Source organism: Nitrososphaera sp. (assembly GCF_050748925.1).
Classification (GTDB): Archaea; Thermoproteota; Nitrososphaeria; order Nitrososphaerales; family Nitrososphaeraceae; genus Nitrososphaera.
This window is the reverse complement of sequence record NZ_JBOGQF010000039.1, coordinates 1-13,769: the sequence shown is the minus strand read 5'-3', so window position 1 is coordinate 13,769 and position 13,769 is coordinate 1. Positions and strand designations below refer to the sequence as shown.

Sequence of the window (13,769 nt, the reverse complement as noted above, 5' to 3'; positions counted from 1 at the left end):
AAGACCAGAGGATCGTATATCGCGATTATAGAGTGATGAGACATGGTTAGAAATATCGGAGTTTCAGTCATTGCACCCCGCAAGACGTGCGAGGACGAGCTATGCCCGTTCCACGGCACGCTCTCTGTAAGGGGCAAGCTGCTGACCGGCACGGTCGCAAGCGCCAAGGCCAAAAAGATGGTCGTGGTGTCGCGCGAGTACCCAAGGCCGGTCACCAAGTACAAGAGGTACGAAAGGTCCAGGTCAAAGGTGCATGCATACCTTCCCACGTGTGTCGAGGTGAAGGAAGGCGACGAAGTAATCGTCGCAGAATGCAGGCCGCTTTCAAAGACGGTGTCGTTTGTAGTGATTGAGGTGAACACAAAGGATGGCAGCGGGAACTAAGTCAAGGGCAGTTTCCGCAAAGGGCGTCGAGGAATTCCGCCCGTATATCACGCGTGCATTGCCGGTAACAGCCGAGCTGGTATGTGCTGACAATACAGGCGCCAAGGTGCTGCGCATCGCGCAGGTCACCAGGTACAAGGGCAGGCACTCGAGGCTCCCCGCGGCGGCAGTCGGCGACTTTGTCACTGTAACTGTAAAGAAAGGGCCGGCAGAGCTGCGCAAGCAGATCTTTGGCGCAGTCATTGTCAGGCAAAAGTACCCGATACGCAGGCTAAACGGCGTGCGCGTCGCTTTTGAAGACAACGCTGCAGTGCTCGTGACGCCTGAAGGCGAGATCAAGGGCACCGACATCAAGGGGCCGGTCGCAAGCGAAGCGGCAGAAAAATGGCCGAGGATTGCAAACCTGGCAGGGATGATAGTATAGCATGAATCCAAAATTCATTCATTATGCCAAGCACCAGCGCGACAAGATGGTCGGCGCCACGCTTGCAGACAACCTCCGCCAGCAGTACAAGAGGCGCAGCGTGCGCGTCATAAAGGGCGACTCGGTGCGCGTAATGCGCGGCGAGTACAGGGGCGTTGAGGGCAAGGTGGAAAAGGTCAACACGGAAAACGGCACCCTCCAGATAGAGGGCGTCCAGCACGAAAAGGTCCGCGGAGGCCAGGTAAAGGTCCCAATCCACGCGTCAAACGTCATGGTAACCAGCTTGAAGACAGATGACAAGTACAGGTCCACGATGCTGAGCAGCCAGCAGCAGGCGGCTCCAGCGCCGCAGGCAGAAAAGCCGGCAGAGGCCAAGGAAGAGAAAAAGCCCAAGGCCGCGGCAAAGAAAGCTCCGGCAAAGGCAGCGAAAAAGGCCAAGCCGGCAAAGACGGCAAAAAAAGCAAAGGCAAAAGCCAAGCCAAAGAAAAAGGAGGCGACTAGCTGATGGGCAAGAAAGGAGGCGATACCCGCGTAAAGAGGCAGATGGCGCCCAGGTTCTGGAACATCAGGCGCAAGGAAAGCCAGTTCGTCTTGAGGGTCAAGCCAGGGCCGCACCCAAAGCAAAAGTCCTACCCGCTTGGGATGGTGCTGCGCGACGCATTGCACATCGCAAAGACGGCGCAGGAATCAAAGATGCTGCTAAACGAAGGCAAGGTCAAGGTTGACGGCGTGGTCAGGCACGACATAAACCTGGCAGTGGGCCTGATGGACGTGGTAGAGCTGGCAAACGGCCAGGCATACCGGCTCGTCCCAAAGGACTCTGAACTGCTCGTGACAGTCCCGGTCGAAGGCGCAGAGAAGGCAGTCAAACTAGCCAAGATAACGAGCAAGGTCACGACCAAGGGCAAAAAGCTGCAGTACGGCTTCCACGACGGCAAGACCCTGCTGACCGACGCCAAGATGAAGGTAGGCGACACGTGCGTGCTTGCGCTGCCAGAAGCCAAGGTAAAGGAGCACATAAAGTTCGAGAAGGGCTCGATGGCGCTCATCATCTCTGGCGAAAACGCAGGCAAGACAGGCAAAATTGAAGACATCAGAGAGGGCGTATTCTCGCTGCCGACCCGCGCGCTCGTCACGTTTGAGGAGAGGCAGGTCGAGCTCCCGGTGGAGATGGTCATGGTTGTCGGCGTAGACAAGCCAGTGATAAAGGTGAACTAACATGAGCGAACAAATTTCAAGCATGAAAAGGATTGCAGTCGACAAGGTAGTCATCAACATCGGCGTCGGCAAGTCCGGCGAGCCGATAGAGAAGGCCAAAAAGGCGCTCACCGAGCTGACCGGCAACAGGCCAGCAGTGAGGGGCGCCAAAAAGACCGTGCGCGACTTTGGCATCCACCAGGGCGAGCCGATTGGCGCGATGGTTACCATGAGGCGCGGCCAGGCTACGGAATTCCTAAAGCGCGTCATTGCAGCCAAAAAGAACGTGCTCAAAGAGTCATCGTTTGACGGCTTTGGCAACATCTCGATAGGCATCCACGAACACATCGACATCCCCGGCACGAAATACAACCCCGAGATCGGCATCTTTGGCATGGACGTCAACATCGTCCTCGTCAGGCCAGGGTACAGGATTGCGAGGAAGAGCCGAAAACGCGCCAAGATAGGCAAGAGCCACAGGATTACTAAGGAAGACGCGATAGTGTTCTTCAAGGAACAATATGGAGCAGAGGTAGCATAAAATGCCAAAACCAAGAACAGTAGAAGAAACAGGAAGAAAGATAGTAGCGCATGGAAGAGGCGCCCACTGGTGCAAGCGCTGCGGTTCATATAACGGCCTCGTCAGAAAGTATAACTTGATGCTCTGCAGGCAGTGCTTCAGGGAAGTGGCGGCAAGCCTGGGATTCAGGAAGTTCGAGTAAAATGCCAGCGCTAAACGTCCTCGCAAACATGTTTACTACTATATACAACAACGAGTCCAGAAGAAAGAAAGAATGCATTGTGCTCCCGGCAAGCAAGTTCGCAAGCGAAGTGCTGCGCGTCTTGCAAAAGCACCGCTACATTGGTGAATTTGAACAGGTAGACGACGCCAGGGCTGGCAAGTTCAGGATACAGCTGATGGCAAAGATAAACAAGTGCGGCATCATTACCCCGCGCTTTTCGGTGAAAAAAGACGCATACTTTGACTGGGAAAGGCAGTTTTTGCCTGCGTACAGCATGGGCATACTGCTCGTTTCCACGAGCAAGGGCATCATGTCGCACCACGAAGCGCAGGTCCAGGGTCTAGGAGGAGTTCTTGTTGGCTACGTCTACTGAGAATGCGATAATCGGCGAGGTAGAGATACCTTCAAGTGTCAAGGTCGCCAAGGACGGGAGCTTTATCTCTGTCAAGGGCAAGATAGGCACGGTCAAGAAGGACTTTCTTAAACTGCCGGCCACCGTCACGGTCGAGGGCAGCAGGATAACTATAAAGCCCTACGGCACGAGAAAGCGCGATCTGGCAGTGACGAACACGGCCAAGAGCATCCTTGAGAGCATGATAAAGGGCGTTGAAAAGGGCTTTACCTACAAGGTAAAGATCGTGTTTGCACACTTTCCAATCTCTGTCAAGGTAAAGGGCAAGGAAATCTACATCGAGAACTTTTTCGGCGAACGGGCACCGCGCGTCGCTCGCATCCAGGGCGACGCCACCAAGGTTGAAATCCAGACCGAAGACGTCCTTATCAAGGGCCCGAGCCTCGAAGACGTGTCGCAGACTGCCGCCAACATCGAGTTGTCGACCAGGATAAAGGACAAGGACCAGCGTGTCTTCCTCGACGGGCTGTACATATATGCCCGCGAAGAGGGCATGTAAGTCCCGGCGTTTTTCCTTTTTCCTTTTTATCACTCTCAACGCAATTCTCCACAGGCTCAAGACCAAAGATTTATTTTGTGCATGGAAAGTGCGTATTATTGCGCCGCTGTAGCTCAGCATGGTAGAGCAAATTCAAAGCGCAATATTGTGCTTCGGAGCTTAACTGGCTGTTAACCAGTGGGTCACCAGTTCGAGTCTGGTCAGCGGCGCCATCTTTTCATCTCTGCCTCTCCTATAACACTCTTAAGGCATCAAAGCGGGTACGGTGTTAAATAATTCCCAGAGTTAGCCACGTTATGAAGCAGCTTTCCCTCGCTTTGCTATCCCTGCTCCCCTTAGGGGCGATTTTCGCGCAGGTGCCACAGGCAATGGCCACGTCCCAGATCACCGACTTTAACGGCGACGGGCGTGAAGACCTTGCAATCGCAGCTCCCAATGAAGACGTGAACGGCCGTGCAGATGCAGGCCTCGTCAATGTAATCCACGGGTCGGCGGCAGGCCTTTCTGCAACGGCCGTGCCGGACCAGAGGTTTTTCCAGGACAGCGCTGGGATTGCAGACTTTTCTGAAGACAACGACCGTTACGGAACGTCGCTTGCAAGCGGGGACCTCAACAAGGACGGGTACAGCGACCTTGCAATCGGGGCGATTGGGGAAGACATCGGCTCTGTCACTGACGCAGGCGCGCTTTCTGCGATTTACGGCTCGCCATCAGGCCTGTCTGCCGCCAGCGTGCTGGCCGACCAGCTCTGGACGGGCAGCAGCCCCGGGATTAGCGACGACATACCTGCGGCGTGCCCCGTCACGGGACTTGGCGCGGCAAGGGCCCTCACCAGCGGCGACTTTAACGGCGATGGCTACGAAGACCTGGCAGCTGGCGCCGTGACTACCCGCGTGACTTTTGGGGATTGCGGCGGCTCGCTGTACGGCGACAACGGCCTTTTGCTTGTCATATACGGCTCGGAGTCAGGGCTTGCTATAACCGTCGCCCGGGACGACGAGTTCGGGACGCAGAGCAGCATAGCAGACTTTGCCCGCACGCTCGCAAACGGCGACTTTGACAACGACGGGTATGCGGACTTGGCCGTCAGCTTTGCAGTGACCAGCATAGTTGCGCCTGGCGACCTGACGGGCGGCGGCTGGGGCCAGGTGTACGTCTACCATGGCTCGGCAACAGGGTTTGCAGAGGGTTCCGATGGTAGGCTCTCACCTCCGTTCCCAAGCTGGAACCAGGGCTCTCCAAATGTAGAAGGCGAATTGGAAGACCAGGACAATTTCGGATATTCCATAGCAACCGGCGACTTTAATGGCGACGGGTATGTAGACATGGCTGTTGGAGCGCCAGGCGAGGACCTGTCGGCAGAAACGCAGGAAGGCTACGACCTGAACGAGAACCAGGGCGCGGTGAACGGCATCTACGGCTCCGCAACAGGGCTGTCCGCCACGACCGTACCTGACCAGTTCTGGACCCAAGACACTCCAAGTGTAGAGGATTCTGCAGAGCTGGGCGACCGCTTTGGAGGGGCCCTTGGATAGGCCTCATTTTTTCCACCCGGCCGCGCCGCGATAGCTTTAAAGTGACAGGGGCGTTATTGCGTGACGGACAGGCTTGAGCGAGGCGCCCGACAGCGGCAAGATAGAGGACCAGCTAAAGGGCAAGACCTTGCAAGTCTACATGTACATGATAAAGCGCAAGGAGGCCGTCGGCGTGCGCGAAGTCCAGCGCGACCTGTCGTTTTCAAGCCCGAGCGTGGCCAACTACCACATTGAAAAGCTCGTTTCGCTTGCCCTGGTGAGCCAGGACGAGTACGGCCGGTATTACGTCGTGCAAAAAGTCCAGGTTGGCGTATTGCAGGCGTTTGTCAACATTGGCGGGCTTGCGGTCCCGAGGCTGCTCTTCTTTGCGGCATTTTTCACGACGATGCTCGTCGCCTACCTTGTCCTGAGCTTTAGCAGCCTTGACGTATTTGCAATCGGCTTTGCGGTTGCAGGCGCGGCCGCGTTCTGGGCAGAAACTGCAAGGGTCTGGATAAAGCGCCCCGTCGCATGACGTTTCAGAACTCGAATTTTGAAATATTATATTTTAAGGATGTCAAGGGCGATCGCATCGGCAAGGAGGCCAAAGTGGTGGCTCGACACGACGTACCCGTTCTTGATGTCGCTCTGGGACAGCCAGCGGTTTGTAGAGCTGAACAGCCGCTCTTTTTTCATCCTCTTTTCAATCGCTTCAATGTCAAGCTCCCGCTCTTCCACCTCTTCGGTTTCCGTGTATTTTATCGTCATGAGCACTTTTTTGACCAGCACCCTGCGGCCGAACCTCTGGGAAAAGTCCCTTGCGCCCTCGTCGATCTCTGTCAGCTTCATCTTGATCTGCATGCGGTTGAGGGCGTCCCTGCTCGTCAGTAGCCTCTCGTCAATAAACCGGTCGTAGCTCATCGGCTTTTCTGCCTCAATATCATTAATAAGCATTCATTCAACAGGCTCAAAGTGGTAATATGGCGTACCGTCAGGCCCGACGCCGCATTTTGACATCTTTACCTTCATGCCCTCTCTTAGTTTCGCGTCTCCAATAGAGCCGACGAGCCGGAAACCGTCCATCTCTACTATGCCAAACGTCCCTTCGCGGCCTCTGACGTGCGAGGCCGCAAACTCGACCAGCGTCCCGGCCGTGGCGACCTTTGCGAATCTTGTCTTTGAAAGGCACGAGGGGCAGCGGGCAGAGGGGGGCCACGCCTTTTTCCCGCAAGAAGTGCACACGGGCACCATGAACACGCCTTTTTCCAGGCTTTTCAGAAATTCAGACGCCAAGCACCATCACCGTCGCCGAAGACCCCGCCGCCGCCAGGTTGTGGACAAGGCCAGTCGTGCAGTTTTTCACCTGCCGCCTGCCCGCCCTGCCTGCCAGCTGCAGCGCAATTTCTGCCGTCTGCGATACCCCCGTCGCGCCGACTGGGTGGCCGCAGCCGAGTATCCCGCCCCGGGTGTTGACGGCAATGTCTTTATACAACACAAACCTGCCGCCCTCGCCCTTCTCTGCAAAGCCTAGGTCTTCGTATGCGAGTATTTCCAGGATTGTAAAGGCGTCGTGCAATTCTGCAATGTCGACATCAGACGGCTTTATCCCGGCCATCTTGTAAGCTTCATCGGCCGCGCGCCGGGCCGTGTCAAGCTTTGTGAAGTCGGCAGTGTTTGCAAAGCTTGCGCCGTTTGTCTGCTGGCCTATACCATTTATCCACACGGGATTTTCTGTTTTTTTCGCCTTTTCCTCGCCAAGCAGGAGGACTGCCGACGCCCCGTCGCACGGCGCCGAGCAGTCGAGCAGTTTTATCGGGTCGGCTATTTTTTTCGACCCCATCACGTCCTGAATGCTCACGGGCTTTTGAAAGAGCGCGTTGGGATTTTTTGCCGCGTTCCTGTGATTATTCACAGACACCTGTGCCATCTGCTCCTCGGTGGTGCCGTAGCGCCTCATGTGCGCCTTGGCAAACATGGCCGCCCAGTGGACCGGAAAGTTGAACGCGCCCCGCGTCACGTCCCATGTCAGCCGATTCCCTTCGCTTGCCGCCTTTTCGGCGCCCACGACGAGGGCCGAGTCGCAGAGGCCGGCTGATATCATCGCGTATGCAGAGGCGATGGCGTTGGTGCCTGAATTGCAAAGGTTGTCGACGCGCTGCGAGACTTTGGGCTTTAGCCCCAGCATCTCTGACACTATGGTGGAGCTGTACTGCTCGGTGGCGCAGGTCGACAGCATGACGGCGTCGATGCCCTTGCCAAAGTCCCTGACAATCTCGACGCAGGGCTCGCAGGCCAGCTCGAAAATCGGCTTTTCGGAGGCTTTTGCAAACCTTGTAGTGGCGGCCGAGGCGATAGCTACCCTGCGCAATCTAGAAGGTTGACAACATTTCCCTAAATGAACTTTCTGCGCCCTCGACAGGGTTCAACTGCAGGATGGGTAGGGTGACGCCGGCGTCGCAAAAGCGCGCAAGTGCCTTTCTGCAGTCGCCCCTCGTCCCGGCGATTGCAATCGAGTCGAGTATCTTGTCAGGCACCTGCTTTGCAGCCGCGTCGCCGCCGCTTTTCCAGTACGCGTCTGAAATGCGCGCCACCTCGTCCTGAAAGCCGTTGCCTGCAAGAAAACGCGCGTAATATTTCCCGACTGCGACATAGAACGCAAGCGTCTTTGCGGCCTTTTCCCGCGCCCTGGCCGGCTCGCTGTCAGATACCGCGCATATCAGCGAAAGGGCGACTTCGAATTTCCTGCCTGCCGTGGCCTGCTTTATGTCTGCAATGGTACGGCCGAGCTCTTCAATGGGCCGCATGTATAGCAGCACCCCGTCGGCAAGCTCGGTTGCAAGTGACACCATCCTCTTGTTCACCGCGGCCACAAATATCGGGACGTGTGGCCTTGGCGGCTGGTGCAAGAGCTTGAAGTTCTTGAAGCTGTAAAACTTGCCGGCATAGCTTGCCTTTTCGCCCGACGTCATGAGCCTGAGGCACTCTACGTACTCGCGCATCCTCGCCACGGGCTGCTCGAACCTGGCGCCGTGCCAGCCCTCCACGATTGCCTCCGTGCTGGAGCCAAGGCCGATTACCGCCCTGCTGTTTGAGAGCATGTCAAGCGTCGTTGCGCCCATCGCCACGGTGGCAGGCGTGCGGGCAAATATGCTGATTATCGAAGTGCCAAGCCTCACCTTATTCGTAACCTGCGCAACCGCCCCGAGCGTCGAAAACGACTCGCGGCCCCACGATTCCGGGACCCAGACCGAGTCGACGTTTTCAGAATCTGCCATCCTGGCGCAATTCAACACGTCGGCCATCGAAAGGAGCGGGCCGAGGCTGTATCCTGCCCTCACGACAGCCCAGCAGCCTGCATTTCCTTGGCGGCCTCTTCGATGTCCTTGTGCGAGTCGATGGAGCGCCAAAAGACGCTATCGTATTTGGCCGCGTTCAGCCTGCCCTCCTTTGCCAGCGCGGGCAGGGCAGTGACTTCGATGTTGCCGTTCTCTGGCAGGTACGAGAACACGTCGCTTGTAAAGTGGTAGACGCCTGCGTTTATCCACTTGTCAGTTATCCGTGGCTTTTCCACAAAGCCGAGCACCTGCGAGCCCTTGACCTCGACTACGCCAAACGGGCTCCTCAGAGGCACGAGCGCAAGGGCGTGCGCGTTGCCGCCGTCGCGCAGCATGCCCGGATCAAGATTGGTGAGGATGTCGCCGTTTACCATGAAAAATTCCTTCTGGCCGGACAGCAGGCCTTCCGCGTTCTTTAGCGCGCCCCCGGTGCCAAGTGGCTCTTCCTCTACCGCGTACCCCACCTTGACTCCGAGCCGGCTCCCGCTCCCGATGTGGTTGATGATGTGCTCCTTCAGGTAGCCGACGCAGATGATGAACTCTTTAATGCCAAAGCTAGAGAGCCACTTTACCTGCCACTCTATTATCGGCAGGTCGCGGACTTCGATCATGGGCTTTGGTATCTGGTCTGTCAAGGGCCTCAGGCGCTTGCCAAAGCCTCCAGCGAGGATTACTGCTTTCATTTACGCTATTGAAGGGAAAAATAGTATAATAAAATTATGCTTTAGGAGGCAGGCGCCCGACTCTGGCGTGGGATGGATTCAATCTTTTCCCTGCATGAACCTAATCGTGCTTTTCCGTCAATAGCCAGTGGATCTGCTGGTAGCACTCGACGCATACCTCGTGCCCCTCGGTGTGAGCGCAGTTGAGTGTCCTGTCGGACTCGGTGTTGCACCCTGTGCAAACGGTCAACGAGAGGGCTGTTCCTTGCCCACCTTGCGCCTGTCGCCGACTGCCTTCCAGGCCCCAAGGCCCACGAGGATTGCGCCAAGGGCGATTGTGGAGCTGATGGTGCGCATCGCGCCTTCCGCGCTCTCTGACGCAAGCGCGCCCTGCGCGATTAGCGCAAGCATGCCTGCGATTATGAGGCCGCCGTTCACAAAAAGCAAGATCGCCACCATCGAAGACGGGCGCTTCCAGCTGATCACAAACGCGATTATGGACATAACAAACGCGCCGCCCCCGAGGCCGGAGCCCCTCACCGCCTCGCTGAGGGGGATGAAACCGCGCCCTTCAGGGCTTGAGGACGCCATTGCAGCGTCTGCGCCGTATATTATCAGCAGTATCAATGAAGCGACAAGCAGGCCGATTGCAACTTTTACCCGGACCATTGCTGTAAAAGGGGCAATCAGATTTAATAAACGTAACCGGGTTTCAGGCTCTGTGGTTCTGGACGTCAAAGAAGTGCTCTATTCAATCATCGACTCGATAGGCAGGGACACGATACGCGCAGAAGTGAGCTCCAACATTGACGCGGCTTCGCGCAGGTACAGCGAGAAAATTATTTCCAAGTGCGTCGACGTGCTCGGGCAGGAGGCGGACGATGAAACGCTCGGGACGCTCTGCGAAGCGCTTTTGCACTTTATGCTTACAGCATCGCAGCTGCCGTCCGAAAGAAAAGTCACTGTAAGCGGCATAGAGCTTGACGTCGTAATCCCGTCCACAAAGAGCCTTGCAAAGGACCCTGCCAGGGCAATCGTCATCCAGGTGATAAAAGCAGAAGGCGACATGGCAAAAATAAGGCAGGCAGAGCAGGTACAGCCAAGGCGCGAAAACGTCTGGACAGTGTCTGCAAAAAGTCTAATGATTCAATCAAGAAACTATAACTTGGCTGATGGCAAATTCAAATATCCGTCGCTAATATCTGATATACATGCATTTCTTGCAGACAGGGGAATAAGCAGCCTAAAGATGTTCCACGGCTAGCACTTTTTCCGCAACCGCGGTCTTGGCAAGAAGTTTGCCGATTTTTTTATGATTCGGGCTCTTTGCTTCCGGCAGCACTGCAAGCACCGGGACGCCTGCGAGCCTTTCTATCATCTTTGGCGTGTTTTTCTCCACGACAGAAGGCTTCTTGGGCATCATGTTGACTATAATTCCAAGCACGTCGAGCCCAAATTCCCGGCAGACCCTCACGGTCAGCAGGGTGTGGTTTATCGTACCAAGCTGGGGGCGCGCGACGATGACGGCAGACAGGCCAGAGAGGCGGACAAAGTCGGCGACAAACTCGCGCTCTGTCAGCGGGACCATCAGGCCGCCGATGCCTTCGACTACCAAAAAGCTGTGCATGATGGCCAGCTTTTTCAATGCAAACAGGGCTTCCCGCATACCGGCAGGCGGTCTGCCGGTCAATTGCGCCGCCATGAGAGGTGACGCCGGCGCCTTGAAAAAGAACGGGTTCAGCTCCTCGTCCGGCTCCCCTGCATCAACGGCCGCCGCAAGCGTCGCCGTGTCCTCCGACCTGTATCTTGTAGAATGCGGCCTTGGGGCGGTGGCAAAAGGCTTCATGACGCCCACGTCGACGTTGCGGCTTTTCAAGAGCCACGCAATGCCTGCAGCCACTACCGTCTTTCCCACGCCCGTGTCGGTGCCTGTGACAAAGATGCCACGCATAAAAATAATTAGAGCGAGGGGTTGCATTTAACCAGATTGCATGGCGCCGAGGATGCCGACAAAGAGTTCGTCTGGCACCCATATACCCAGATGAAGGACTGGGCGGGGTGGGAAGGCCGCGTCATCGTCAGGGGCGAGGGGTTCTATCTCGTCGACAGCAAAGGGAGGCGCTACCTGGACGGCACCGCAAGCATGTGGTGCAACGTGTGGGGCCACGGGCCCAACGAGGTGGTCGAGGCCATGCGAGACCAGCTGAAACGGTTGCAGCATTCCACGCTCTTTGGCCTAGCAAGCGAGCCTTCGGCCCGGCTCGCAGAAAAACTAACAGGTATGGCAAAGGGCATGGACAAAGTGTTTTACACCGACAACGGCTCGTCTGCCATCGAGTCGGCGCTAAAGATGGCGCTCCAGTACTGGCGCAACAGGGGCAAGCCGGAAAAGACAGAGTTTGTTTCGCTAGAGCACGGCTACCACGGCGACACCGCCGGCGCCATGTCTGTCGGCTATATCGAGCAGTTCTTTGGCGCATACAAACCGTTGTTGAAAAAGGTGCACAGGGTGCCCAGCCCGCTACTGTACGGGAGCAGGTTTGGCAACGAGAAGGATCTGGTCGGCTGGTGCATCGAAAAGACAGAGAAGGCACTTGAAAAGATTGGCGGCAGGTGCGCCGCGCTGGTGATGGAAAGCGGTGCCCAGATAGCAGGCGGCGTTAACATCTACCCAAGGGGCTACCAGCAAAAAATTTCGCAGCTATGCAAAAAGCACGGCGTCCTTTTGATCCTCGACGAGATAGCGACAGGCTTTGGCCGGCTCGGCAACATGATAGAATACGAGGCGCAAAAGTCCCGGCCAGACATTGTCTGCTTTGGCAAGGCGCTGACTGCGGGGTATTTTCCCTTGGCAGTCACGATGGCCGGCGACGAGATATTTAACGCGTTTCTGGGCCAGTACTCGCAGAACAAACAGTTCTACCACGGCCACACGTTCACAGGCCACCCCGTGGGCTGCGCAGCCGCACTTGCAAACCTTGAACTTTACGAAAAGCATAACCTGATGCAACAAATTAACGGCAATGCCCAATATCTAGAGTCGAGACTTGCCGAATTCGAAAAGATCTCCATAGTCGCCGACGTGCGCCACAGGGGCCTGCTTGCGGGAATAGAGCTTGCGCGCAACGGCAAGCCCTTGATGCAATTAAAGAACAAGGAGAGGCTCAACTATTTCGTGATGGGCGAGTCGCTAAAGATGGGCGTGCACCTCCGGACTCTGGGCAACGTCATGGTAGTCATTCCTCCGCTTGCAATAGACAGAGATAACCTGGCAAAGTTGATGGACGCCCACCGGGAACTGGCCAAAAAGGCAGAAAAACTGTAGCTATTTTACTGCTATATGTCGCAGTTCCTTGTAGAGCGTCGCCTTGGACACGCCAAGGGACCTTGCTATTTTCGACTTGGACTGGTTCTCTGCAAGCATCGATATCAGCCTGTTCTTGTCAAGCACTTTCTGCGGCCTGCCGATGCCCTTGCCGGCGACCCTTGCGCGCTCCATCCCGTCCTTTGTCCTCTGGACAAGCATCTCGCGCTCGCGTTCTGCGACCCACGTCAGGATGCCGATCATCAGCTTGCGCACGCTCGGCTCGGTTGTTTGCAAAAAGGACTCTCGGGGGGAGCAGGAGAGGAGCGGCGCGTACTGCTCGATGACCTTTATCGCGTCCAGGGTGTCCCAGAAGGTCCTGCCGACCCTTGACAGCTCGTAGACGAGCACAGCGTCGACCTGCGCGGTTTTTACTAGTTCCATCAGGTCGCGGAACCCCTTCCTCTGGATCGCCGGGACCTTGCCGGAAACGGCAGAATCTTCGAAAAAGTCAAGGATCTGGTAGCCGCTTCCCCGGGCCCACTTTTCCAGCACAAGTTTCTGGTTCTGCACCGTCTGCTCTTCGGTGCTGACCCGCAGGTACGCAAACGCGTATTTCATGGCACCATTGCCCGGCGGGCTTTAACAGCCGGCTTGTCAACAAAAGTGTTCAAAAAGGGCAGCGGGAGTTGTTGAACGGCTGCGGCGCTGATTATGAAAATTAAAGGTAAAAAAACGGGGGTAGTTTTTGGCCGTTCCAGAAAAGGACCCGTTTCTGAACGGTTTATGGCAGCGGCCAGGCGCGACGGTTTCCGCCTTTCTGCCTATTTGGCAATCCTACAAGAAAATTGTTAATTGCAAAAAATGCCCGGGCCATAACTGCCAAAAAAATGGCGCAAAACCCCCACCCCGGACGGCCCAAAAAGTCGAATTATTGGTGGCAGTACGCGGTCATATCCACACTTTTATCCTGCCCCCTTCGACCTTTGTTTCGTAGGTAGGTTGGTCGTATGTCGATATGTTGGATATGATCTTGCCGATATTTGCAAACAACTTTTGCACGCTTTCCGGCACCGGCTCGGGGAACTTTGTCAGGTCTATTGCGGCGGGCTCTGCAAGTTTCTTGCCGGTCGTGACATCAAACTTGGCGGAATGCATGGGACACGTCACGACTTTTCCATTCAGAGATCCCATCGACAGCGGCGCATTCATGTGGCTGCACCGGTCACACAGCGCATAGACCTTGCCGTCGTGGTTTGCGACTAGCACCTCTTCTTTTCCCACCTCTATGCGCT

22 protein-coding genes and 1 tRNA gene are annotated in these 13,769 nt (G+C 56.2%); 13 read left to right on the top strand and 10 right to left on the bottom strand.

Annotated elements, in window-relative coordinates; all coding sequences use genetic code 11:
* The first annotated feature begins 42 nt into the window (after positions 1 to 42).
* The 11 genes from ACREAY_RS04930 (at position 43) to ACREAY_RS04880 (ending at position 5,708) form a co-directional block, all read left to right on the top strand.
* The gene (locus tag ACREAY_RS04930) at positions 43 to 384 is read left to right on the top strand and encodes a 30S ribosomal protein S17 (RefSeq protein ID WP_431754648.1); all 342 of its coding nucleotides are present in this window, start codon (positions 43 to 45) and stop codon (positions 382 to 384) included.
* On the top strand, positions 368 to 808 hold the full coding sequence (locus tag ACREAY_RS04925; RefSeq protein WP_431754647.1) for a 50S ribosomal protein L14: 441 nt from the start codon (positions 368 to 370) through the stop codon (positions 806 to 808). The genes ACREAY_RS04930 and ACREAY_RS04925 overlap by 17 nt, the downstream gene beginning before the upstream one ends.
* A gap of 1 nt (position 809) precedes the next feature.
* Positions 810 to 1,313 (top strand): 50S ribosomal protein L24, encoded by a 504-nt coding sequence (rplX, locus tag ACREAY_RS04920; protein ID WP_431754646.1) that lies wholly within the window; start codon positions 810 to 812, stop codon positions 1,311 to 1,313.
* The gene (locus ACREAY_RS04915) at positions 1,313 to 2,026 is read left to right on the top strand and encodes a 30S ribosomal protein S4e (RefSeq protein WP_431754645.1); all 714 of its coding nucleotides are present in this window, start codon (positions 1,313 to 1,315) and stop codon (positions 2,024 to 2,026) included. Before rplX ends, ACREAY_RS04915 begins: the two co-directional genes overlap by 1 nt.
* A 1-nt stretch (position 2,027) precedes the next feature.
* The gene (locus ACREAY_RS04910; RefSeq protein WP_431754644.1) at positions 2,028 to 2,546 is read left to right on the top strand and encodes a 50S ribosomal protein L5; all 519 of its coding nucleotides are present in this window, start codon (positions 2,028 to 2,030) and stop codon (positions 2,544 to 2,546) included.
* Between the two features lies 1 nt (position 2,547).
* Entirely contained in the window at positions 2,548 to 2,727 is a 180-nt protein-coding gene (locus tag ACREAY_RS04905; RefSeq protein ID WP_431754643.1) for a 30S ribosomal protein S14, read from the top strand.
* 1 nt (position 2,728) lies between these two features.
* On the top strand, positions 2,729 to 3,121 hold the full coding sequence (locus ACREAY_RS04900; protein WP_431754642.1) for a 30S ribosomal protein S8: 393 nt from the start codon (positions 2,729 to 2,731) through the stop codon (positions 3,119 to 3,121).
* Positions 3,105 to 3,659: a 50S ribosomal protein L6 gene (locus ACREAY_RS04895; RefSeq protein WP_431754641.1), complete on the top strand. Its 555-nt coding sequence runs from the start codon at positions 3,105 to 3,107 to the stop codon at positions 3,657 to 3,659. Before ACREAY_RS04900 ends, ACREAY_RS04895 begins: the two co-directional genes overlap by 17 nt.
* A 102-nt stretch (positions 3,660 to 3,761) precedes the next feature.
* Positions 3,762 to 3,871 (top strand) — tRNA-Asn (locus ACREAY_RS04890).
* A 156-nt stretch (positions 3,872 to 4,027) separates the two neighbouring features.
* Entirely contained in the window at positions 4,028 to 5,194 is a 1,167-nt protein-coding gene (locus ACREAY_RS04885) for a hypothetical protein (protein WP_431754640.1), read from the top strand.
* 73 nt (positions 5,195 to 5,267) lie between these two features.
* Positions 5,268 to 5,708, top strand: a complete 441-nt coding sequence (locus ACREAY_RS04880; RefSeq protein WP_431754639.1) for a hypothetical protein — start codon at positions 5,268 to 5,270, stop codon at positions 5,706 to 5,708.
* 26 nt (positions 5,709 to 5,734) lie between these two features.
* Here ACREAY_RS04880 and ACREAY_RS04875 read toward each other — a convergent pair whose 3' ends face one another.
* The 7 genes from ACREAY_RS04875 to ACREAY_RS04845 form a co-directional block, all read right to left on the bottom strand.
* Positions 5,735 to 6,094, bottom strand: a complete 360-nt coding sequence (locus tag ACREAY_RS04875) for a hypothetical protein (protein ID WP_431754638.1) — start codon at positions 6,092 to 6,094, stop codon at positions 5,735 to 5,737.
* Between the two features lie 33 nt (positions 6,095 to 6,127).
* Positions 6,128 to 6,466, bottom strand: a complete 339-nt coding sequence (locus ACREAY_RS04870) for a Zn-ribbon domain-containing OB-fold protein (RefSeq protein WP_431754637.1) — start codon at positions 6,464 to 6,466, stop codon at positions 6,128 to 6,130.
* Entirely contained in the window at positions 6,456 to 7,541 is a 1,086-nt protein-coding gene (locus ACREAY_RS04865) for a thiolase family protein (protein WP_431754636.1), read from the bottom strand. Before ACREAY_RS04865 ends, ACREAY_RS04870 begins: the two co-directional genes overlap by 11 nt.
* A 1-nt stretch (position 7,542) precedes the next feature.
* Positions 7,543 to 8,511 carry an LLM class flavin-dependent oxidoreductase gene (locus ACREAY_RS04860; protein WP_431754635.1) on the bottom strand — a complete coding sequence of 323 codons (969 nt, stop codon included), beginning with the start codon at positions 8,509 to 8,511 and terminating at the stop codon, positions 7,543 to 7,545.
* Positions 8,508 to 9,191 (bottom strand): nucleotidyltransferase family protein, encoded by a 684-nt coding sequence (locus ACREAY_RS04855; RefSeq protein ID WP_431754634.1) that lies wholly within the window; start codon positions 9,189 to 9,191, stop codon positions 8,508 to 8,510. Before ACREAY_RS04855 ends, ACREAY_RS04860 begins: the two co-directional genes overlap by 4 nt.
* A 100-nt stretch (positions 9,192 to 9,291) precedes the next feature.
* A complete protein-coding gene (locus ACREAY_RS04850) occupies positions 9,292 to 9,420 on the bottom strand; it encodes a hypothetical protein (protein WP_431754633.1) in 129 nt (42 codons plus the stop codon).
* Positions 9,417 to 9,839, bottom strand: coding sequence for a hypothetical protein (locus ACREAY_RS04845; protein ID WP_431754632.1), 423 nt, complete (start codon positions 9,837 to 9,839; stop codon positions 9,417 to 9,419). Before ACREAY_RS04845 ends, ACREAY_RS04850 begins: the two co-directional genes overlap by 4 nt.
* Before the next feature lie 52 nt (positions 9,840 to 9,891).
* On the opposite strand from ACREAY_RS04845, the gene ACREAY_RS04840 reads away from it, so the two are divergent.
* The gene (locus ACREAY_RS04840; RefSeq protein WP_431754631.1) at positions 9,892 to 10,434 is read left to right on the top strand and encodes a hypothetical protein; all 543 of its coding nucleotides are present in this window, start codon (positions 9,892 to 9,894) and stop codon (positions 10,432 to 10,434) included.
* Here the strand turns inward: ACREAY_RS04840 and bioD are convergent.
* Positions 10,414 to 11,121, bottom strand: a complete 708-nt coding sequence (gene bioD / locus ACREAY_RS04835) for a dethiobiotin synthase (protein ID WP_431754630.1) — start codon at positions 11,119 to 11,121, stop codon at positions 10,414 to 10,416. The genes ACREAY_RS04840 and bioD overlap by 21 nt on opposite strands.
* A 36-nt stretch (positions 11,122 to 11,157) precedes the next feature.
* On the opposite strand from bioD, the gene bioA reads away from it, so the two are divergent.
* A complete protein-coding gene (gene bioA / locus ACREAY_RS04830) occupies positions 11,158 to 12,495 on the top strand; it encodes an adenosylmethionine--8-amino-7-oxononanoate transaminase (protein ID WP_431754629.1) in 1,338 nt (445 codons plus the stop codon).
* Here bioA and ACREAY_RS04825 read toward each other — a convergent pair whose 3' ends face one another.
* On the bottom strand, positions 12,496 to 13,095 hold the full coding sequence (locus tag ACREAY_RS04825; protein ID WP_431754628.1) for a recombinase family protein: 600 nt from the start codon (positions 13,093 to 13,095) through the stop codon (positions 12,496 to 12,498).
* A 330-nt stretch (positions 13,096 to 13,425) separates the two neighbouring features.
* A partial coding sequence (locus tag ACREAY_RS04820) for a Rieske (2Fe-2S) protein (protein ID WP_431754627.1) occupies positions 13,426 to 13,769 on the bottom strand: 344 nt, incomplete at its 5' end.

What these genes read in the sequence shown, in the direction of transcription:
- ACREAY_RS04875 (WP_431754638.1), bottom strand. Translation starts at nt 6,094, where the DNA reads ATGAGCTACGACCGGTTTATTGACGAGAGGCTACTGACGAGCAGGGAC.
- ACREAY_RS04825 (WP_431754628.1), bottom strand. Translation starts at nt 13,095, where the DNA reads ATGAAATACGCGTTTGCGTACCTGCGGGTCAGCACCGAAGAGCAGACG.
- rplX (WP_431754646.1), top strand. Translation starts at nt 810, where the DNA reads ATGAATCCAAAATTCATTCATTATGCCAAGCACCAGCGCGACAAGATG.
- ACREAY_RS04885 (WP_431754640.1), top strand. Translation starts at nt 4,028, where the DNA reads ATGGCCACGTCCCAGATCACCGACTTTAACGGCGACGGGCGTGAAGAC.
- ACREAY_RS04915 (WP_431754645.1), top strand. Translation starts at nt 1,313, where the DNA reads ATGGGCAAGAAAGGAGGCGATACCCGCGTAAAGAGGCAGATGGCGCCC.
- ACREAY_RS04930 (WP_431754648.1), top strand. Translation starts at nt 43, where the DNA reads ATGGTTAGAAATATCGGAGTTTCAGTCATTGCACCCCGCAAGACGTGC.
- ACREAY_RS04905 (WP_431754643.1), top strand. Translation starts at nt 2,548, where the DNA reads ATGCCAAAACCAAGAACAGTAGAAGAAACAGGAAGAAAGATAGTAGCG.
- ACREAY_RS04855 (WP_431754634.1), bottom strand. Translation starts at nt 9,191, where the DNA reads ATGAAAGCAGTAATCCTCGCTGGAGGCTTTGGCAAGCGCCTGAGGCCC.
- ACREAY_RS04900 (WP_431754642.1), top strand. Translation starts at nt 2,729, where the DNA reads ATGCCAGCGCTAAACGTCCTCGCAAACATGTTTACTACTATATACAAC.
- bioD (WP_431754630.1), bottom strand. Translation starts at nt 11,121, where the DNA reads ATGCGTGGCATCTTTGTCACAGGCACCGACACGGGCGTGGGAAAGACG.
- ACREAY_RS04910 (WP_431754644.1), top strand. Translation starts at nt 2,028, where the DNA reads ATGAGCGAACAAATTTCAAGCATGAAAAGGATTGCAGTCGACAAGGTA.
- ACREAY_RS04845 (WP_431754632.1), bottom strand. Translation starts at nt 9,839, where the DNA reads ATGGTCCGGGTAAAAGTTGCAATCGGCCTGCTTGTCGCTTCATTGATA.
- ACREAY_RS04925 (WP_431754647.1), top strand. Translation starts at nt 368, where the DNA reads ATGGCAGCGGGAACTAAGTCAAGGGCAGTTTCCGCAAAGGGCGTCGAG.